The organism is Primorskyibacter sedentarius, from assembly GCF_004342065.1.
In the GTDB taxonomy this organism is placed as follows: Bacteria; Pseudomonadota; Alphaproteobacteria; order Rhodobacterales; family Rhodobacteraceae; genus Primorskyibacter; species Primorskyibacter sedentarius.
The window spans coordinates 181,701-197,287 of the sequence record NZ_SLZU01000006.1 but is presented as its reverse complement, the minus strand read 5'-3'; the positions used below and the strand labels follow the sequence as shown (position 1 = coordinate 197,287).

Annotated in this window: 14 protein-coding genes and 3 tRNA genes; 9 read left to right on the top strand and 8 right to left on the bottom strand. The window is 60.7% G+C overall.

Features of this window, described 5'->3' with window-relative positions; translation table 11 throughout:
• A partial coding sequence (locus tag EDD52_RS11155; RefSeq protein ID WP_243651903.1) for an integrase core domain-containing protein occupies positions 1–363 on the top strand: 363 nt, incomplete at its 5' end.
• A 1,231-nt stretch (positions 364–1,594) separates the two neighbouring features.
• On the opposite strand, the gene EDD52_RS11150 is transcribed toward EDD52_RS11155, so the two are convergent.
• Positions 1,595–1,684: transfer RNA gene (locus EDD52_RS11150), tRNA-Ser, on the bottom strand.
• Between the two features lie 298 nt (positions 1,685–1,982).
• Here EDD52_RS11150 and EDD52_RS11145 point away from each other — a divergent pair.
• The 6 genes from EDD52_RS11145 (at position 1,983) to EDD52_RS11120 (ending at position 7,529) form a co-directional block, all read left to right on the top strand.
• Positions 1,983–3,152, top strand: a complete 1,170-nt coding sequence (locus EDD52_RS11145) for a D-alanyl-D-alanine carboxypeptidase family protein (protein ID WP_132244931.1) — start codon at positions 1,983–1,985, stop codon at positions 3,150–3,152.
• Positions 3,149–3,775, top strand: a complete 627-nt coding sequence (tmk, locus tag EDD52_RS11140) for a dTMP kinase (protein WP_132244893.1) — start codon at positions 3,149–3,151, stop codon at positions 3,773–3,775. Before EDD52_RS11145 ends, tmk begins: the two co-directional genes overlap by 4 nt.
• Positions 3,772–4,932 carry a DNA polymerase III subunit delta' gene (locus EDD52_RS11135; protein ID WP_132244890.1) on the top strand — a complete coding sequence of 387 codons (1,161 nt, stop codon included), beginning with the start codon at positions 3,772–3,774 and terminating at the stop codon, positions 4,930–4,932. Before tmk ends, EDD52_RS11135 begins: the two co-directional genes overlap by 4 nt.
• Complete coding sequence (locus tag EDD52_RS11130; protein WP_132244888.1) at positions 4,929–5,735, top strand: TatD family hydrolase; 807 nt, start codon at positions 4,929–4,931, stop codon at positions 5,733–5,735. Before EDD52_RS11135 ends, EDD52_RS11130 begins: the two co-directional genes overlap by 4 nt.
• Positions 5,732–6,532 carry an MBL fold metallo-hydrolase gene (locus tag EDD52_RS11125; protein WP_132244885.1) on the top strand — a complete coding sequence of 267 codons (801 nt, stop codon included), beginning with the start codon at positions 5,732–5,734 and terminating at the stop codon, positions 6,530–6,532. The genes EDD52_RS11130 and EDD52_RS11125 overlap by 4 nt, the downstream gene beginning before the upstream one ends.
• Before the next feature lie 61 nt (positions 6,533–6,593).
• The gene (locus tag EDD52_RS11120; RefSeq protein ID WP_132244883.1) at positions 6,594–7,529 is read left to right on the top strand and encodes an AEC family transporter; all 936 of its coding nucleotides are present in this window, start codon (positions 6,594–6,596) and stop codon (positions 7,527–7,529) included.
• Positions 7,530–7,641: 112 nt separating this feature from the next.
• Here EDD52_RS11120 and EDD52_RS11115 read toward each other — a convergent pair whose 3' ends face one another.
• Genes EDD52_RS11115 through EDD52_RS11100 form a run of 4 tightly spaced genes read right to left on the bottom strand, consistent with a single transcriptional unit; the run spans position 7,642 to position 11,881 of the window.
• Positions 7,642–8,850 (bottom strand): beta-ketoacyl-[acyl-carrier-protein] synthase family protein, encoded by a 1,209-nt coding sequence (locus EDD52_RS11115; RefSeq protein WP_132244880.1) that lies wholly within the window; start codon positions 8,848–8,850, stop codon positions 7,642–7,644.
• On the bottom strand, positions 8,847–9,107 hold the full coding sequence (locus EDD52_RS11110; protein WP_132244878.1) for an acyl carrier protein: 261 nt from the start codon (positions 9,105–9,107) through the stop codon (positions 8,847–8,849). The genes EDD52_RS11115 and EDD52_RS11110 overlap by 4 nt, the downstream gene beginning before the upstream one ends.
• A 35-nt stretch (positions 9,108–9,142) precedes the next feature.
• Positions 9,143–10,234: a UDP-3-O-(3-hydroxymyristoyl)glucosamine N-acyltransferase gene (gene lpxD, locus EDD52_RS11105; RefSeq protein WP_132244875.1), complete on the bottom strand. Its 1,092-nt coding sequence runs from the start codon at positions 10,232–10,234 to the stop codon at positions 9,143–9,145.
• Positions 10,235–10,264: 30 nt separating this feature from the next.
• Positions 10,265–11,881, bottom strand: a complete 1,617-nt coding sequence (locus EDD52_RS11100) for a L,D-transpeptidase family protein (protein WP_132244873.1) — start codon at positions 11,879–11,881, stop codon at positions 10,265–10,267.
• A gap of 320 nt (positions 11,882–12,201) precedes the next feature.
• Between EDD52_RS11100 and mepK the strand changes: the two genes are divergently transcribed.
• Entirely contained in the window at positions 12,202–12,771 is a 570-nt protein-coding gene (mepK, locus tag EDD52_RS11095; RefSeq protein ID WP_132244870.1) for a peptidoglycan L,D-endopeptidase MepK, read from the top strand.
• Between the two features lie 212 nt (positions 12,772–12,983).
• On the opposite strand, the gene EDD52_RS11090 is transcribed toward mepK, so the two are convergent.
• A tRNA-Asp gene (locus tag EDD52_RS11090) sits at positions 12,984–13,060 on the bottom strand.
• Between the two features lie 65 nt (positions 13,061–13,125).
• Positions 13,126–13,202 (bottom strand) — tRNA-Asp (locus tag EDD52_RS11085).
• A 296-nt stretch (positions 13,203–13,498) separates the two neighbouring features.
• Here EDD52_RS11085 and EDD52_RS11080 point away from each other — a divergent pair.
• A complete protein-coding gene (locus EDD52_RS11080; RefSeq protein WP_132244868.1) occupies positions 13,499–14,365 on the top strand; it encodes a LytTR family DNA-binding domain-containing protein in 867 nt (288 codons plus the stop codon).
• A 21-nt stretch (positions 14,366–14,386) separates the two neighbouring features.
• Here EDD52_RS11080 and EDD52_RS11075 read toward each other — a convergent pair whose 3' ends face one another.
• Complete coding sequence (locus tag EDD52_RS11075; protein WP_132244865.1) at positions 14,387–15,559, bottom strand: MFS transporter; 1,173 nt, start codon at positions 15,557–15,559, stop codon at positions 14,387–14,389.
• Positions 15,560–15,587: the final 28 nt, after the last annotated feature.

Below are 15,587 nucleotides of genomic sequence, written 5' to 3'. Positions count from 1 at the left end.
CGATCACAAAATCAACCGGCTCGACGAATTGCTTCCTTGGAATTGGACACCAGCACCGCCCGAAGATTGCAAGGCGGCCTAAACCGGGCGGTTACGGAAGACCGTAAGGTCGATTGGCACTACATTGCCCCCGGCAAGCCAATGCAGAATGGCTTCGTCGAGAGCTTCAATGGACGCATGCGCGACGAATGCCTCAATGAGCATCTGTTCGACAACCTGCGCCATGCCCGCAATCTGATCGCCGCATGGCGCATCGACTTCAACCAACACCGCCCACATTCCAGCCTCGCTGGAATGACACCAACCGAATATGCTAACCGGTCAAAGAAGGACCAAAACCTGAACAGAGCTAACCTAAATTAGCGGACTCGATGGGGAGCAGGTCAGTTGAAAGACTAGCTATCCGTCTTTGCGCATACTTGAACTTGCTCTGGTAAGCTTCTTCTTCAGTACCTTCAAGCAACCCAATTCGAGCACATATCGCAGGAACATCGTATGCCTTGAAATTTGATAGTGCTAATGCCAGCTCGGATCGAAGCGTCTTTAGAAGCGACGCGGAAATGTCGTCGTCCATTATTACCCGTTCACCTTGTCAATACCCACACAACTGACTGAGACTGGTTAAAAATTTTATAAATCTCACTCAAAAGAAGAACCAACAGAGCCAGAACATCCAAAGGAGAGCAAGTCTGGAAAGTGCTGGATGTTTTGAGAATTGAGGTGCCTTGTATATGCGAAGGACATGCGAGACGCATAGTGCTGCGTCTAACTGGCCTACAAATGCGCAGTACAGTCCGTGAGTGCTCAGCCTGACAGGGCCATACCAGACCACGCGCCCGTCCCGATAGCCCAAACTGTGTTGATGGCCGAAGCCAGTTTGAGTTTTGGTCTCTCGTTTTTCTGGGCTGCTTCTATGTTCATGTGACTTTCCTTTCCATTCGATGTTGACAGTTCAAAGGCATACGCCAAGCCCCAAAGAGCTATGAAGGTTAGAAGGCCACCGAGACAGAGAACATGAATGGGAATCGAACCCAAACCTACCAGACCTGTCAGGCAAAGCACTCGCCTCAACTGCATACGGGAAGGCTCATTCGATGAAAACTAAAATTGTGTATTGAGAAGTGCCCGCGCCAAGTGTTTTCATCAATCTCGCAACATCCGTGAAGAGCCGCCAAAGTCGGGGTTCGATTAACCCATTTCTGCACCCATGCATCATGTTCGCATGACCACTCAAAACTGATTGAATTTTTGCCTAAGCACTGGCGGACGACTTAACCTAATCATGTGCGACATCGTGCCAACCAAGGAGTATGGGGCTACCAGAACTTCACCTCGAAAGCACAAGGGACCGGTTCGGGCAGCACATTTCACAAAGCCACAAATCAGGTAATTTGGCGCGAGGCCCGTGGGGGGGGGGGACCGATCCCCGGTGCATGGCGAACAGGACCGCACGAGATAGCCCAAAATGCTCGAGTGCATATCAAAGGAAAGAAGCTGACGCGAATATGCACGGTTTGTAAGCACATACCGGAAGTTGGGTAAGATGTTGGGTACCAAAAATATTCAGAATTTATACAATTAATTCAATACGATATGGCGGAGGAGGTGGGATTCGAACCCACGGTACGCTCTCACGCACGCCGGTTTTCAAGACCGGTGCAATCGACCACTCTGCCACTCCTCCGGCTGATGGTGCGATGCCGTCTATCGCCCCTTTCGTGATTCTGAAAGCCGTCAATGCGGGGTTGTTTTTCCGCCATACGCAGCGCATGGACTTTTCATGCGCCATTGGACGCTGTAAACTCTGCCGCGATGGCGCTGCGGCGCCGTTTGAGGGCAGAGACCGGCGAAACCGGCGAGGGACGCTCAAGGCGCGACCAGACAAGAGGCGGAGCATGATGAAACATACGACCGACAGCTTCGCGCGCGCCACAACCTTCGCGGCCACCAAACACCCGAACGATACAGGAGAACGCGCCCCGATGCTAAAGAGATTCTGCCGCATGATCCCGGCCCTTGCAGCGGCGCTGCTCATGGCGCTGCCGGCCAATGCCTTTGATACCCGCGCCCGCGCTGCCTTTGTTCTGGACCAGACCACTGGCACGGTGCTTCTGGCCAAGAATGCCGACCAGCCGCTGCCGCCCGCCTCCATGTCGAAGCTCATGACGCTTTACATGGCGTTCGAGGCGATCCGCGATGGCAGGCTGAGCCTTGATGAGCGTCTGCCGGTATCAAGCCATGCCATGTCCTATGGCGGCTCCACCATGTTCCTTGACACGACGGACCGTGTGCGGGTCGAGGACCTGCTGCGCGGCATAATCGTTCTGTCGGGCAATGATGCCTGCGCCGTTATCGCCGAGGCGCTGAGCCCCGATGGCACGGAAAAGGGGTTCGCCCGCTATATGACACAGCGCGCGCAGCAGATGGGTATGACCAATTCCATCTTTGCCAACTCCAACGGCTGGCCTGCGGAAAACCACAAGATGTCGATGCGCGATCTTGGTTTGCTGGCGACGCAGCTGATTTCGGAATTTCCGGAATTCTACCCGATGTTCGCAGAAGAGCGGTTCGAGTTTGACGGTCGTGCGCCGCAGAATGTGCGCAACCGCAACCCGCTTCTTCCGCTGGGGATTGGTGCCGACGGGTTGAAGACGGGCCACACGTCAGAGGCCGGATATGGTCTGGTGGGGTCTGCCAAGCAGGGCGACCGCCGGGTTGTTCTGGTCATCTCGGGGCTGGACAGTGACCGCGCGCGCGCCGAAGAGGCGGAATCGATCATCAACTGGGCGTTCCGTCAATTCTCGAGCAAGTCGGTTGTGCGCAAAGGGGCCGTCATCGCCGAGGCTGATGTCTGGATGGGGGATACCCAACGCGTGGGCCTGACCGTTTCCGAAGACGTCAACCTGCTGTTGCCGGTCCTTGGCGGCGACGAGATCAAGGGCGAGGTCGTCTATACCGGTCCGATCACGGCACCGTTTGAGAAGGGTCAGGAACTGGCCGAACTGATCATCACGCCGGAGGGCCTGCCCGAACACAGGGTTGCGCTGGTTGCGGATCGCGACGTTGCACGCGGCGGGTTTCTCAGCCGGATGGTGACGGTCAGCGAAGTGCTGATCAAACGTCTCAACGAAGGCCCCGAGGGGGCACTGTGACGAAGAAGGGCCTTTTCGTCAGTTTCGAAGGTATCGACGGTTCCGGAAAATCCACCCAGGCGCGGCGACTGGCAGACAGCCTGACCGCGCGGGGGTATCAGACCGTTCTTACCCGCGAACCCGGTGGCAGCGCGGGCGCGGAGGAAATCCGTGCGCTCGTTTTGCAGGGCGACCCCGACCGCTGGTCGGCAGAGACGGAGCTGCTGTTGTTCACCGCAGCCCGGCGCGACCACCTGGAACGCACGATCCGCCCTGCCCTTGCGGCCGGACAGATCGTGATCTGTGATCGTTTCGCGGATTCCACGCGCATGTATCAGGGGCTCAGCCGCGGGGATCTGCGCGGCGCTGTCGATCAACTCCACGAATTGATGATCGGGCAGGAACCGGACATTACCGCTCTGATCGACATGGACCCCGCCGCGGGTCTGGCCCGCGCCAAGTCGCGCCAGACGGTAGAGGAACGATTCGAGGATTTCGGCGTGACCCTGCAGGAGAAGATGCGCGCGGGTTTTCTGGCACTGGCGCAGGAATTCCCCGACCGCATCCACGTGATCGACGGCAACCGGCCCGAAGGCGAAGTGGCGCAGGATGTGCTGGCCGCCGTGGACAGCTGCCTGCCATGAGTGACAGCGCGCTGCCAGAATCCGACCGCGCTCCGGGCGCACCGCATCCGCGCGAAACACCAATGCTCATCGGGCAGGATGCGGCTCAGGCTGCGTTTCTGGAGGCGTTCAACAGTGGCCGTCTGCACCATGCATGGCTGATCACCGGACCGCGCGGCGTGGGAAAGGCGACGCTCGCATGGCGCATCGCGCGGTTTCTGCTCGCCGCGCCACCGGCAGATGCGGGCGACGGTCTGTTTGGCGAGGCCCTGCCCGCTGCCGCGCCCCAAACTCTGGAAATCGACCCGGACCATCCGGTGTCCCGGCGTATCGAGGCCATGTCCGAACCGGGGCTTTTCCTGTTGCGCCGCCCCTATGACGAAAAAGCCAAACGCCTGAAGACGCAGATTACCGTGGACGAGGTCAGGCGCCTCAAGGGGTTCTTCGCGCTATCCTCGGCCGATGGCGGGCATCGTGTCGTGATCGTCGATGCGGCGGATGAAATGAATGTCTCGGCGGCAAACGCGCTGTTGAAACTGTTGGAGGAGCCGCCCGCGCAAACCACACTGGTGCTTGTCAGCCACCAGCCATCGCACCTGTTGCCGACTATCCGGTCGCGCTGCCGCGAGCTGCGGCTTGCGGCGCTGGATGGCCCGAACATGGCGCAAGCGCTCAGCCTCGCCGGGGTCGATTCCGAAGCGGCCAATACCGCCGCACTTGCAGAGCTTTCCGCAGGCTCTGTCGGGGAGGCGTTGCGTCTGGTCAATCTCGACGGGTTGGCGCTCTATGCCGAACTGATCGCCATCATGGGCACCCTGCCCAACCTTGACCGGGGCCGCGCCCTGCGCCTTGCCGAGAGCGTCACGGGCCGCGCGGCGGATGACCGCTACGCCCTGCTTCTCAGCCTGCTGGACCTGGCACTGTCACGGATTGCGCGGACTGGCGCCACCGGCCAGCCCCCGGTGATCGAGGCCGCCCCCGACGAGGCACGCATCCTGTTGCGGCTGGCCCCGTCGCCCCATGCGGCACGCAGCTGGGCGGAAATCGCACAGACCGTCGGCGCGCGCGTCCGTCACGGGCGGGCGGTGAACCTTGACCCTGCCGCGCTGATCCTTGATACCCTGCTCAAGCTTCGCAGTACCGCCGCCGATCTGGCGCGACAGCACGGACCAACATGACCCAGACCCCCTTGATCACCGACAGCCACTGTCATCTCGACTTTCCCGATTTCGACGAGGAGCGCGCCGCCGTCGTCGCCCGCGCGCAAGAGGCAGGCGTGCACCGCATGGTCACGATCTGCACCAGGCTGCGCCAGGAACCCCAGGTGCGGGCCATCGCAGAGGCCCATGCGCCCGTCTTTTACGCCGCTGGCACCCATCCGATGAGCGCCGCGGACGAGCCGCTGGCAACCGTCGCCGAGCTGACCGCGCTGGCCCAACACCCCAAGTTTGTTGGCATCGGCGAAACCGGGCTGGACTATCACTACACCGCCGAAAGCGCTGAAATTCAAAAGAAATCCCTGCGCGTTCATATCGAGGCCGCACAGGAAACCGGCCTGCCGCTGATCATCCATGCCCGTGCTGCCGATGACGACATGGCGCGCATCCTGACAGAAGGGTATCGCGACCAGCCCTACAGCTGCGTCATGCATTGCTTTTCCTCCAGTGCGGAGCTGGCGAAAGCGGCGCTCGATTTGGGCTTTTATCTGTCGATGTCCGGCATCGCCGCCTTCCCCAAAAGCCAGGAGCTGCGGGACATCTTCGCCGCAGCGCCCCTTGACCGGATTCTGGTGGAAACCGACAGCCCCTATCTTGCGCCTCCCCCCCATCGCGGACGCCGCAACGAGCCGGGCTATACCGTGCATACTGCCATCAAGGGCGCCGAGGTCTTCGGGCTGGAATACGCCGAATTCGCCGCCGCGACAGAGGCCAATTTCGACCGGCTCTTTGCGAAGGCCGCAGCCTATCGGCCCGCGTCATGACCGAAGAGCTGCGCTTCATCATCCTCGGCTGCGGATCCTCCGGCGGCGTGCCTCGATTGGGCGGACATTGGGGCGACTGCGACCCGGACAACCCCAGGAACGCCCGCCGCCGCTGCTCCATGCTTGTTGAATTGGAAACGGCGCAAGGCATCACCCGCGTCCTGATCGACACCTCGCCCGACCTGCGCCAGCAGCTTCTGGATGCCAATGTTGGCGAACTGGATGCCGTTGCCTATACGCATGGCCACGCAGACCATGTGCACGGCATCGACGACTTGCGCATGATCGTCTTCAACATGCGTCACCGCCTGCCGGTCTGGGCCGATGGTGACACGCAATCGGGGCTTTACTCCCGGTTCGGCTACGCTTTCACCCAACCCGAGGACAGCCCCTACCCGCCAATCCTGGACATGCACACGATCAGCGGTGCATTCACGATTGAAGGCGCGGGCGGACCGATCACCCTGACGCCCTTTCAGGTCAATCACGGTTCGATCGACGCGCTCGGGTTCCGGATCGGTGATCTTGCCTACCTTCCCGACGTGGCGCAGATGTCTGACGAGGCCTGGGCCAAGCTTGAAGATCTGGACTGCTGGATCGTCGATGCGCTGCGCCGCACCCCGCACCCGACGCATTCCCATCTGGCTCAATCGCTGGACTGGATTGCCCGCGCCGCACCGCGCCGCGCGGTTCTGACGAACATGCATATCGATCTCGACTACGACACGATCGAGGCCGAGACGCCGGACCATATCACCCCTGCCTATGACGGCATGGTGATCCGCTACCCATTGTGACCTCTCTTCAGGCCGCATCCGGCCGTCGGGTCACCCTGCGCCATTACCGAAAGCGACACACGTGCAAGCACTGATCGATGTCATCCTGCCTGTCTTCCTTGTGATCGGCGCAGGCTACGTCGCGGTCTGGCGGGGCTGGTTTGCCGATGCCGCGGTTGACGGTCTGATGCGCTTTACGCAGAATTTCGCGCTGCCTTGCCTGCTCTTCCGCGCGATCTGGCAGCTCGACCTCGAACAAAACTTCAATTTCGCCCTTCTTGGCAGCTATTACACCGGCGCGCTGAGCGCATTTGTCCTGGGCTTTCTTGGTGCGCGCTACATTTTCAAACGCGATGTCGAGGATTCCATCGCCATCGGCTTTTGCGCGCTCTTTGCGAACTCGCTGATGCTGGGACTGGCCATAACCGAACGCGCCTATGGCAGCGCCGCGCTCGAACCCAACTATGCCATTGTCGCAGTGCACGCGCCTTTCTGCTACGGGATTGGCATCACGGCGATGGAGGTTGCCCGCGCGCATGGTCGCGGGGAAAGCATGCGCCGCCTGCCCTTCACGGTCGGGCGGGCCATGTTCAGAAACGCCCTGATCCTGGGGATTGCCCTTGGCTTTACCTTCAACCTGGGCGGCATCGGCGTGCCGGGCCCGGCGGCAGAAGCGGTCGACATGATGGTGCGCACCGCCCTGCCCTGCGCGCTGTTTGGCCTGGGCGGAATCCTCTATCGCTACCGCCCGGAAGGCGACCTGCGCGTCATCGCCTTTGTCTGCGTGGTATCGCTGATCCTGCACCCGGCGATCACCTACATGATGGGCCGCGGAACCGGGCTCACCACGTCAGAGATGCGCTCGGCCGTGCTCACAGCGTCGATGGCGCCGGGCGTCAATTCCTATCTCTTCGCCAATATGTACGGACGGGCAAAACGCGTGGCCGCATCTACCGTGCTGATCTCCACTGCCCTGTCGATCTTCACGATCTGGGGGTGGCTGCACCTGCTGCCATAGGCTCAAAGCGTCGCCTCTCTACCTGCCGCTGACCGAGGACACGGCCGTGAGGCCGTGACCGAGACATCATGCGCGCCGCAGGCGCCCCTTTGGATCAAACCACCGCTGGTCGTCAGATCCGGCGCAACGCCAGAACCGCGTTAAGACCACCAAAGGCGAAGGCATTCGACAGCGCGACATCGACCTTTGCCTCGCGCGCCTCATTTGGCACCACGTCCAGTGCGCATTCGGGGTCGAATTCCTCGTAGCCGATCGTGGGCGCGATCACCCCGTCCCGCAGCGCCATGATACAGGCCAGAAGCTCCACCGCGCCGGTTCCTCCGATCAGGTGACCATGCATCGACTTTGTTGACGAGATCATCAGACTGTCTGCATGCGGCCCGAACACATCAGCGACAGCGGCGCATTCGGTCTTGTCATTGGCGGCCGTGCCCGTGCCATGGGCATTGATATAGCCGACTTCGTCGCGTGACACGCCCGCGTCGTGCAGCGCCCCCGCAATGGCCCGCGCCGCGCCCTGCTTCGACGGCATCACGATATCCGCCGCGTCAGAGCTCATGGCCTGCCCGACGACCTCGGCCAGAATATCGGCGCCGCGCGCCCGCGCATGTTCATATTCCTCGAAGACGAATACACCTGCGCCCTCGCCCTGCACCATTCCGTTGCGATTGGCACTGAACGGTCGGCAGGCATCGCGGCTCATCACGCGCAGCCCTTCCCACGCCTTCACCCCGCCAAAACACAGCATGGATTCGGACCCGCCCGTCACCATGGCCTTGGACATGCCCGACCGAATGATCTGGAAGGCCTGCGCCATGGCATGGTTCGACGACGCACAGGCCGTCGAGACGGTAAAGCTCGGACCCTTGAGGTTATACTGCATCGAGACATGGCTGGCGGCCGCATTGTTCATCAGCTTGGGCACCACGAAAGGATGCACCCGGTTCTTTCCGTCCTCGTAGACAGAGCGGTAATTGTCGTCCCAGGTCGACACACCGCCGCCTGCCGTGCCCAAAACCACCCCGGCCCGCGCCGCCAACTCGCCGGTGAATTCAAGCCCGCATTGCGCGATGGCTTCCGCCGCAGCCACAAGGGTGAACTGCGTGAACCGGTCATACAGCGTCAGCTGCTGACGGTTGAAGACAGACTCAGCTTCGAAATCGCGCACCTGCCCGCCAATTCTGATGGCCAGCCGGTCAACATCGCGGATATCCAACTCACCGATCCCGCAGCGCCCCTCGCGCATCGCCTCAAGCGTGGAGGCGACATCGCGGCCCAAGGCGTTGATCGTCCCCGCACCTGTAATGACAACGCGTTTCACGTCTTCTGATCTCTGATCAATGTCTCGATCCCCGCGACAATGCTCTGCACCGTCGAGATGTCGAAGTCGCCTTCCGTCGGATTGTTGGCGTTGAAAGGCACAGAAATGTCAAAGGCTTCTTCGATCGCAAAGATGCTTTCCACCAGCCCCAGGCTGTCAATGCCCAGTTCTTCCAGCGTGTTGTCCATCTTGACGTCCGAAGGCTCAAGCACGGCCTGCTCTGCGACGATTTCGATCACCTTGTCCCTGATCTCCATGGCACCGCTCCTCATGTCACATTTCGCCTGTGGCTTTAGCTGTTCTCATCAGCCTTTGGAACCGATTTCTGCAAGGCAGCGACATCGCTGAACAGCCGCGGGAGCCTGCGCATCGCCTTGTAGATCTCAATATGTTTTTGCATTTGCACCGCCGGGTAACCCAGCATGACGCGCCCACTGGGCACCTTTGACAACACCTTGGTGCCGCCCCCGGTAATAACATTGTCCCCGATCGTAAGATTGTCACCAACCCCCGTCTGCCCACCCAGCACGACATTGTTGCCCAGCCGGGTGGAGCCTGCTACGCCGACCTGCGCGCACAAAAGACAGCTGTCGCCGATCACCACGTTATGGCCGACCTGCACAAGGTTATCGAGCTTGGTGCCATTGCCGATCTTGGTTTCCCGCACTGTCCCACGGTCGATGCAGCTATTCGCACCGACCTCGCAATCGTCGCCAATTGTGACCGCGCCAAGGGAATGGATGCGCGCCCAGGCCTGTGCCGAGATTTCGCCCTGATCGCCCAACGAGTCGCGCGCCCGTTCCACTGCTGATTGCTCTGGCGTGACAAAGGAAAACCCATCCGCCCCGATCACGGCGCCAGGCTGGCTGATGAACCTGTCTCCGATGGTGATCCTGGCGCCGATGCGGACACCGTCGCGCAGTTCTGCCTGCACGCCCAGCACCGAACCTTCACCGATATGGCATTGCGGCCCGATGACCGAGCCCGCCCCGATCCGGACGTCACGGCCGATCACCGTGAAGGGACCAACCGAAACATCCGCCCCCAGAACCGCCGTTTCGTGGATGACCGCCGACGGATGAATGCCCGGCTCAAATCCCGGACCCCTGTCCAGCATTCGTGATAGACCAGCGAGCGCGTGGCGCGGGCGCGGGGCAAGGATTGCGCCTTCAAGCCCCATCGCCTGCCAGTCTGCATCCGCCCAAAGCATCGCGGCACGCGCGGCACCTTTGCTCAGATCGGCCGCGAAATCGGGTTTCATGGCAAGCGCCAGATCGTCAGTCCCGGCATCACCGGGCTCTGCCACGGCCTTGATCCGAATGGACGCATCGCCCGCGAGCTGCAGTCCAAGCGCCTGCGCTATTTCACCGATCGAGTGGCTCATCGCATCCTCCGGACCATTGCCCGATGCGGTTTACCCCCGAACCGCCCGCAGGGCCACCCCCGCATTGCGCAGCGTCGCCCAGATCCGCGCATCCCTGCCGTAAACATCGCGACGGAATTCCAGCCCGCCCTTGGCCGTGGTCAACGCGGTCCGGTAGATCAGATGCACCGGGACCGGGGTATCAAGGTTGACGCGCTGCTCCTTCCCGGTCCTCAGCTTTGATCGAAAAAAGCCCTCGGGATCGGAAGTTTGCTTGGCCAGCAGCGCATATGCGAATTCGAAAGGTTGTTGCAGCCGGATGCAACCATGGCTGAAAGCGCGGGATTCCCTGTCAAACAGGCTCTTGCTGGGCGTGTCATGCAGGTAGATGTTGTACTTGTTGGGAAACATGAACTTCACAAGCCCAAGCGCATTCCGGTCGCTCGGCGGCTGGCGCATCGAGAACGGAAAGTTGCTGGCATTATAGGCCGAAAAGTTCACCGCCCCGCGATTGATTTCCCGTCCGCTCCTGTCAGTTATCAGAAGATGGCTGACAGCGTTCCGGTTGCGTTGCAATTGCGGCAGGTATTCCTTGGTCACGATGGAACGCGGGACATACCAGCTCGGATTGATGACCATGAATTCCATCACGTCCGAAAATTCCGGGCTGCGCCTGTCGCTTTCGTCCGCACCGATGACAGAGCGTGTTTCGAATGTCAGCTTGTCATTGTCATAGATCTTCGCAGAGAAATCGGTGAGGTTGACCTTGATATGGCGCGAACCCAACCCTTCGGGCAGGTTGATCCAGCGCTCGCGTTCCATTGCCACGACGACAGAGCCCAACCGTTCCTCAACATCGCGGTTGATTTCGGTCATGGTGATTGCCCCGGCCACGCCATCCGCCATAAGCCCATGATCCTGCTGAAAAGACTGCACGGCTTGCTGCAGTTGCGCATCATAGCCTGCCTGCGCCGTGCGCCCGAGATATCCCATCGCGATCATCCGGTTGCGCAGGGCGATCACGGCAGGTCCGGTATCGCCGGGGCGCAGGATCTCGGCCGGGACCGTCGGGCCCCAGCCCCCTTGCGCCATCTGCATCTCCAGCTTGCGCTTGTGCTTCATAAGGCGGGCATATTCCGCAGTCTGCGGCGGCAGTGTTCTGAAGAAAGACGCAGGGTTGCCTGTTGTCAGCGCGGTCAGGTACGCGCCCGGTTCGCGCCGAGGCGGCTGGCGTTTAATCTCCGAGTCCACGCGCGACGGGACAAGGATACCCGACTGCAGATCCTGCGCGAATTGCAGGAACACTTCGCTGAGCTCGACCTCCAGACTGCCGCGAGACTGTGGATCAGTGGCCGCTTGCATTTTTGAACGCAACGCGTCTGCGTCATAGCGGTGGGATGGCAGACCGTGTTCATCCGCAGCCATGACGGCATCCAGAAGCGCCTGACGCCGCGCCCGGTCGCCATCAGATCGCCCTGTCCAGATCGGACTGAAATCATTCGCTCGGTAGAACGCCGCAATATCGGCATCGCGCGAAGCCGCTTCCGCGACGGCCTGCTTGAAGGCCGTGACCTGCGCCGACGCAGCCGTCATCCAACCAAACGACAGCAGGGCCGCCACCAGCAACCGCAGTCGCAAACCATTCGAAAGACGCAGATTACTGATCATACAAACCCTCGTATAAAAACGCTTAAGTAGCTTAAGCGGGTGTCTTCCATCAATCTCTTCAAGTCTATTCACATTCGGTAAAATCCGGCGAGATTTCCGCCTTCTGATGCGGCACGGCACCCTCCGGCATGCAAGTTAGTAACATCTTTACCATTTTCAGCAAAAAATCGCTCAAATTCCTTGATCCTTTGGAAGCAACCCAAAACGGCCTTGGTGGTCGAATCAGAGTATGCAATAACACGGACGGGGATGTCACTTCATAGGCCGTGCAACGACGCGGTCATTCGGTATAATGAGCGACGGGACAGGCGCTAGTACACATGACTGACATAAGCACTCGCGGAGTAACGCGGCGGCACCTTCTCGGTGCATTCGCTGCAACAATGGTCACAGCGGCACCAACCTTCTCCAACGCGGCAGGGTTTTTGCGCGGAAGCGGCGACATTCGCAGAATTCGGATGTATTCGGGCCGCACGGGCGAACGGCTGGACATGATCTACTGGATCGAAGGCAAATATATCGCTGACGCCGTCAAGGAAGTGTACCACTTCATGCGCGACTGGCGGACCAATGACGTCAAGCAGATCGACCTGCGCACCATCGACATCATGGCGGCCTCCCATAACCTTCTGGATGTGAGCGAGCCCTATATGCTCCTGTCCGGGTATCGCAGCCCCAAAACCAACGCGATGCTGCGGGCCCGGTCCTCCGGCGTGGCGAAGAACTCGCTTCACCTCAAGGGTCAGGCCGCTGATCTGCGGCTGGGCTCTCGGTCGGTCAGCCAGATGGCCAGAGCCGCTGCGGCGTGTCGCGCAGGCGGCGTCGGTCGCTACTCCAAATCCGATTTCGTCCACATGGACTGCGGCCCCGTCCGCACCTGGGGTCGCTAAGCCGTCAGGCATTGCGCCATATACCGGTTCCATCGCGAAGGCGTCCCTCGGGGCGCCTTTTTCGTTGTCCGCACGGTCCCCTTCCGAAAACCGCATTCCGAAACGATCGATACCTGCGATGTCCTGATGTCCCTTCATGCAGGGACAACCCATTCCACGCGGAAGAGTTCCACGCGGATACCAAGCATTTCAGGATTTTTTTGAAGAAGAAGTGGCGCGGTTGACGGGGCTCGAACCCGCGACCCCCGGCGTGACAGGCCGGTACTCTAACCAACTGAGCTACAACCGCGCATTTTAATCAGCCCTCGAACCATCCTGGTTGTGGACCTGACCCCTGGTTCGTTCTTGCAGCGGTGGCGCGGTTGACGGGGCTCGAACCCGCGACCCCCGGCGTGACAGGCCGGTACTCTAACCATCTGAGCTACAACCGCTCGCTGCACACCCGAACCTTGGGCGTGAGCGGTCTTCTATGGCCCAGCCTGCCAACCGTCAAGCGCTTTCCGTTCGATTATTGGTGCATTTTTTCAAGCCCGCGAAAAAGCGCCGCCACCATTCGTCGCGACACAGAACCATCGGGCTATCGCCAACCTGATTGCGGGGCAAATAGTGACGCGAAATGGCGACAGTTGATCGGAAACTGACGGTGCCAGCCATTGCACTTCACCTTCTCCAGTGACTAGAATCGTTAACAGGAAAGCGTTTCGCCAGAGCGCCGTAGGTGTATTAAGTGACCAAGAATTCAAAAAGAAACGACCTGGATGTCGACCTGATGGACACTCTTGGTCGGCGGTTCGACGTAAAGTTGAATGATGTGCCCGACCATTTGCTGCATCGCTCCACCCTGCTCTACTACGTGTTATGTGCGCTCATCCTGCTTGCGACGGATGCGCCGGGCGTTTTGGACAGCTACCCGCTCTCGGTCGCGGTGCTGTTCTGGGTCGTGGGATTCGCCACATATATTGCGCTCTATCCTCCGGCATTGCTGACGGTGGCGCTTTTGCAATCACGGTTTGTCCGCATCCCGATGCCAATGCCGGTGCTTTGCGTGCTGACGCTCGTGCCCAGCGTGGGTTTGGCGCAAGCGGTGGGGGACGCGTTGACGGGCAGCGAGAGTCATGTCTTCGCGCCCACGAGGTTCCTGACACTCTTGCTGACCGTCCACCCGATGGAGACGATCTATTCGCGGTTCGTCCTGCCAAAGGTCAAAGAGCAGACCACCTCTGCCAAGGCACGGGCGCTTCTGCAAAAGCCGCGCTGCGTGTCGGTTGGCACGCAACGGCTGGAAGTCTGCCGCATCCTGCATGTCGCAGCGCAGGAGCATTTCATCAGGATACAGCTAGAAGACAGCCACATTCTGCACCGCGCCCGGCTGAGCGATTTTGTGGCGCAAACAGAGCCTCAGGACGGCATTCAGCCGCACAGGTCCTGGTGGGTCTCGCGAAGCGCCAAACCCCGGCTGGATCGCGACGGACAACGGCATGTCCTGATCCTCGAAGACGAGACCGTCGTGCCGGTCGCTCGCAGCCGCCTGCGCGCCATCGAAAAGTGGTTGAAGGATGACGACGCGAACCAGCATATGGCTGCGGCGGAATAGGCCGGATGGAGCCCCGCGGCGTCACTGGGGCACCGATTGCGCGCGCCTCTGCCGACCGACAAGCAGCAACATCGCTATCAACGGCAGAACGCTGAGCGCAAAGAAGGCCTGGCTGACCGAAAACGCGTAAAGCAACGTCCCGCCCGCGACCGGCCCCAGCAGCTTTCCCGCGTTTCGCAGCGCGCCCACGACACCAAAGGCGGTGCCGGAACTGTCCTGTCCGGCCGCCCTTGCGATCAGGGCATAGCCTGCGGGCAGGTAGATCCCGTTGCCCGCCCCGATGCAAAGCGCCGCGACGAAAAGCTGATCGGACTGCACGGCAACGGGAATCAGGGCCAAGGCAACCGCCAGCATCACCAATCCACAGACCGCAGCAGCCTCATGCGCGTCGTACCTGTCAGCCAGCCGCCCGATAAAGGGCCGCACCGCGGCAGAGCTTGCCTCTTGCACCGACAAAAAGAGCCCGGCCTCCAACGGTGATCCGCCACGCGTGAGGATCATCAGCGGCAGGAACACCTTCACGGCGTAAACCCCCATCCGCGACGTCATCTCGACAAGTCCGAAGGTCACCAACGGGCGGTTGCGCAACATGCCCAGCCCGACCTGAGGCAAGCCCCGCCGGATGGGCGCCGCCTCTGGCGATCCGCGCAGAAAGAAGATCGGCACGAAAGCAATCAGCGCGATGAGGCTGGTCGCCGCATAGACCTGCGCGGGCCCGAGAACGCCCAGCAGCAGACCGGCTATCAGCGGCCCGAGGATCGATCCGCCTGTGCGCCCGAACTCGAACCAGCCGAACCATTCGGCCCTCGGGCGTTTGTCGATCCCGGCCACAAAAGCCAGCGTCACCGGCCCGTAGATTGCCGTCGCGAGCCCATGTACGAGGCGCAGCCCAACCAGCTGCGACGTGGTGGTCACCCACAGATAAAGCAGCGGCGTGACAGCAAAAAGCGTTGTTCCGATCAGCAGCCAGATCCAGCGCCCCTGCTTGTCCGACAGAAAGCCGAACAGCGGTTTTGCCAGTAACCCGGTCAGGGTCGAGATTGACACGATCGCGCCAAGCAGGATGTCGTTCGCCCCCAGCTCGTCAGCGAACACGGGCAACAGCGGCGACTTGCCCGCCAAATAGGCCGTGCGCACGGTAAAATCCGCCAGCAAGATCGCGAAAAAGCTCGCGAGGGCGCTATGTCTGGTCATGTGGTGAACAATCAATAAAAGGAATAAA

What these genes read in the sequence shown, in the direction of transcription:
- EDD52_RS11075 (WP_132244865.1), bottom strand. Translation starts at nt 15,559, where the DNA reads ATGACCAGACATAGCGCCCTCGCGAGCTTTTTCGCGATCTTGCTGGCG.
- EDD52_RS11145 (WP_132244931.1), top strand. Translation starts at nt 1,983, where the DNA reads ATGCTAAAGAGATTCTGCCGCATGATCCCGGCCCTTGCAGCGGCGCTG.
- EDD52_RS11130 (WP_132244888.1), top strand. Translation starts at nt 4,929, where the DNA reads ATGACCCAGACCCCCTTGATCACCGACAGCCACTGTCATCTCGACTTT.
- EDD52_RS11100 (WP_132244873.1), bottom strand. Translation starts at nt 11,881, where the DNA reads ATGATCAGTAATCTGCGTCTTTCGAATGGTTTGCGACTGCGGTTGCTG.
- EDD52_RS11135 (WP_132244890.1), top strand. Translation starts at nt 3,772, where the DNA reads ATGAGTGACAGCGCGCTGCCAGAATCCGACCGCGCTCCGGGCGCACCG.
- EDD52_RS11110 (WP_132244878.1), bottom strand. Translation starts at nt 9,107, where the DNA reads ATGGAGATCAGGGACAAGGTGATCGAAATCGTCGCAGAGCAGGCCGTG.
- EDD52_RS11125 (WP_132244885.1), top strand. Translation starts at nt 5,732, where the DNA reads ATGACCGAAGAGCTGCGCTTCATCATCCTCGGCTGCGGATCCTCCGGC.
- mepK (WP_132244870.1), top strand. Translation starts at nt 12,202, where the DNA reads ATGACTGACATAAGCACTCGCGGAGTAACGCGGCGGCACCTTCTCGGT.
- lpxD (WP_132244875.1), bottom strand. Translation starts at nt 10,234, where the DNA reads ATGAGCCACTCGATCGGTGAAATAGCGCAGGCGCTTGGACTGCAGCTC.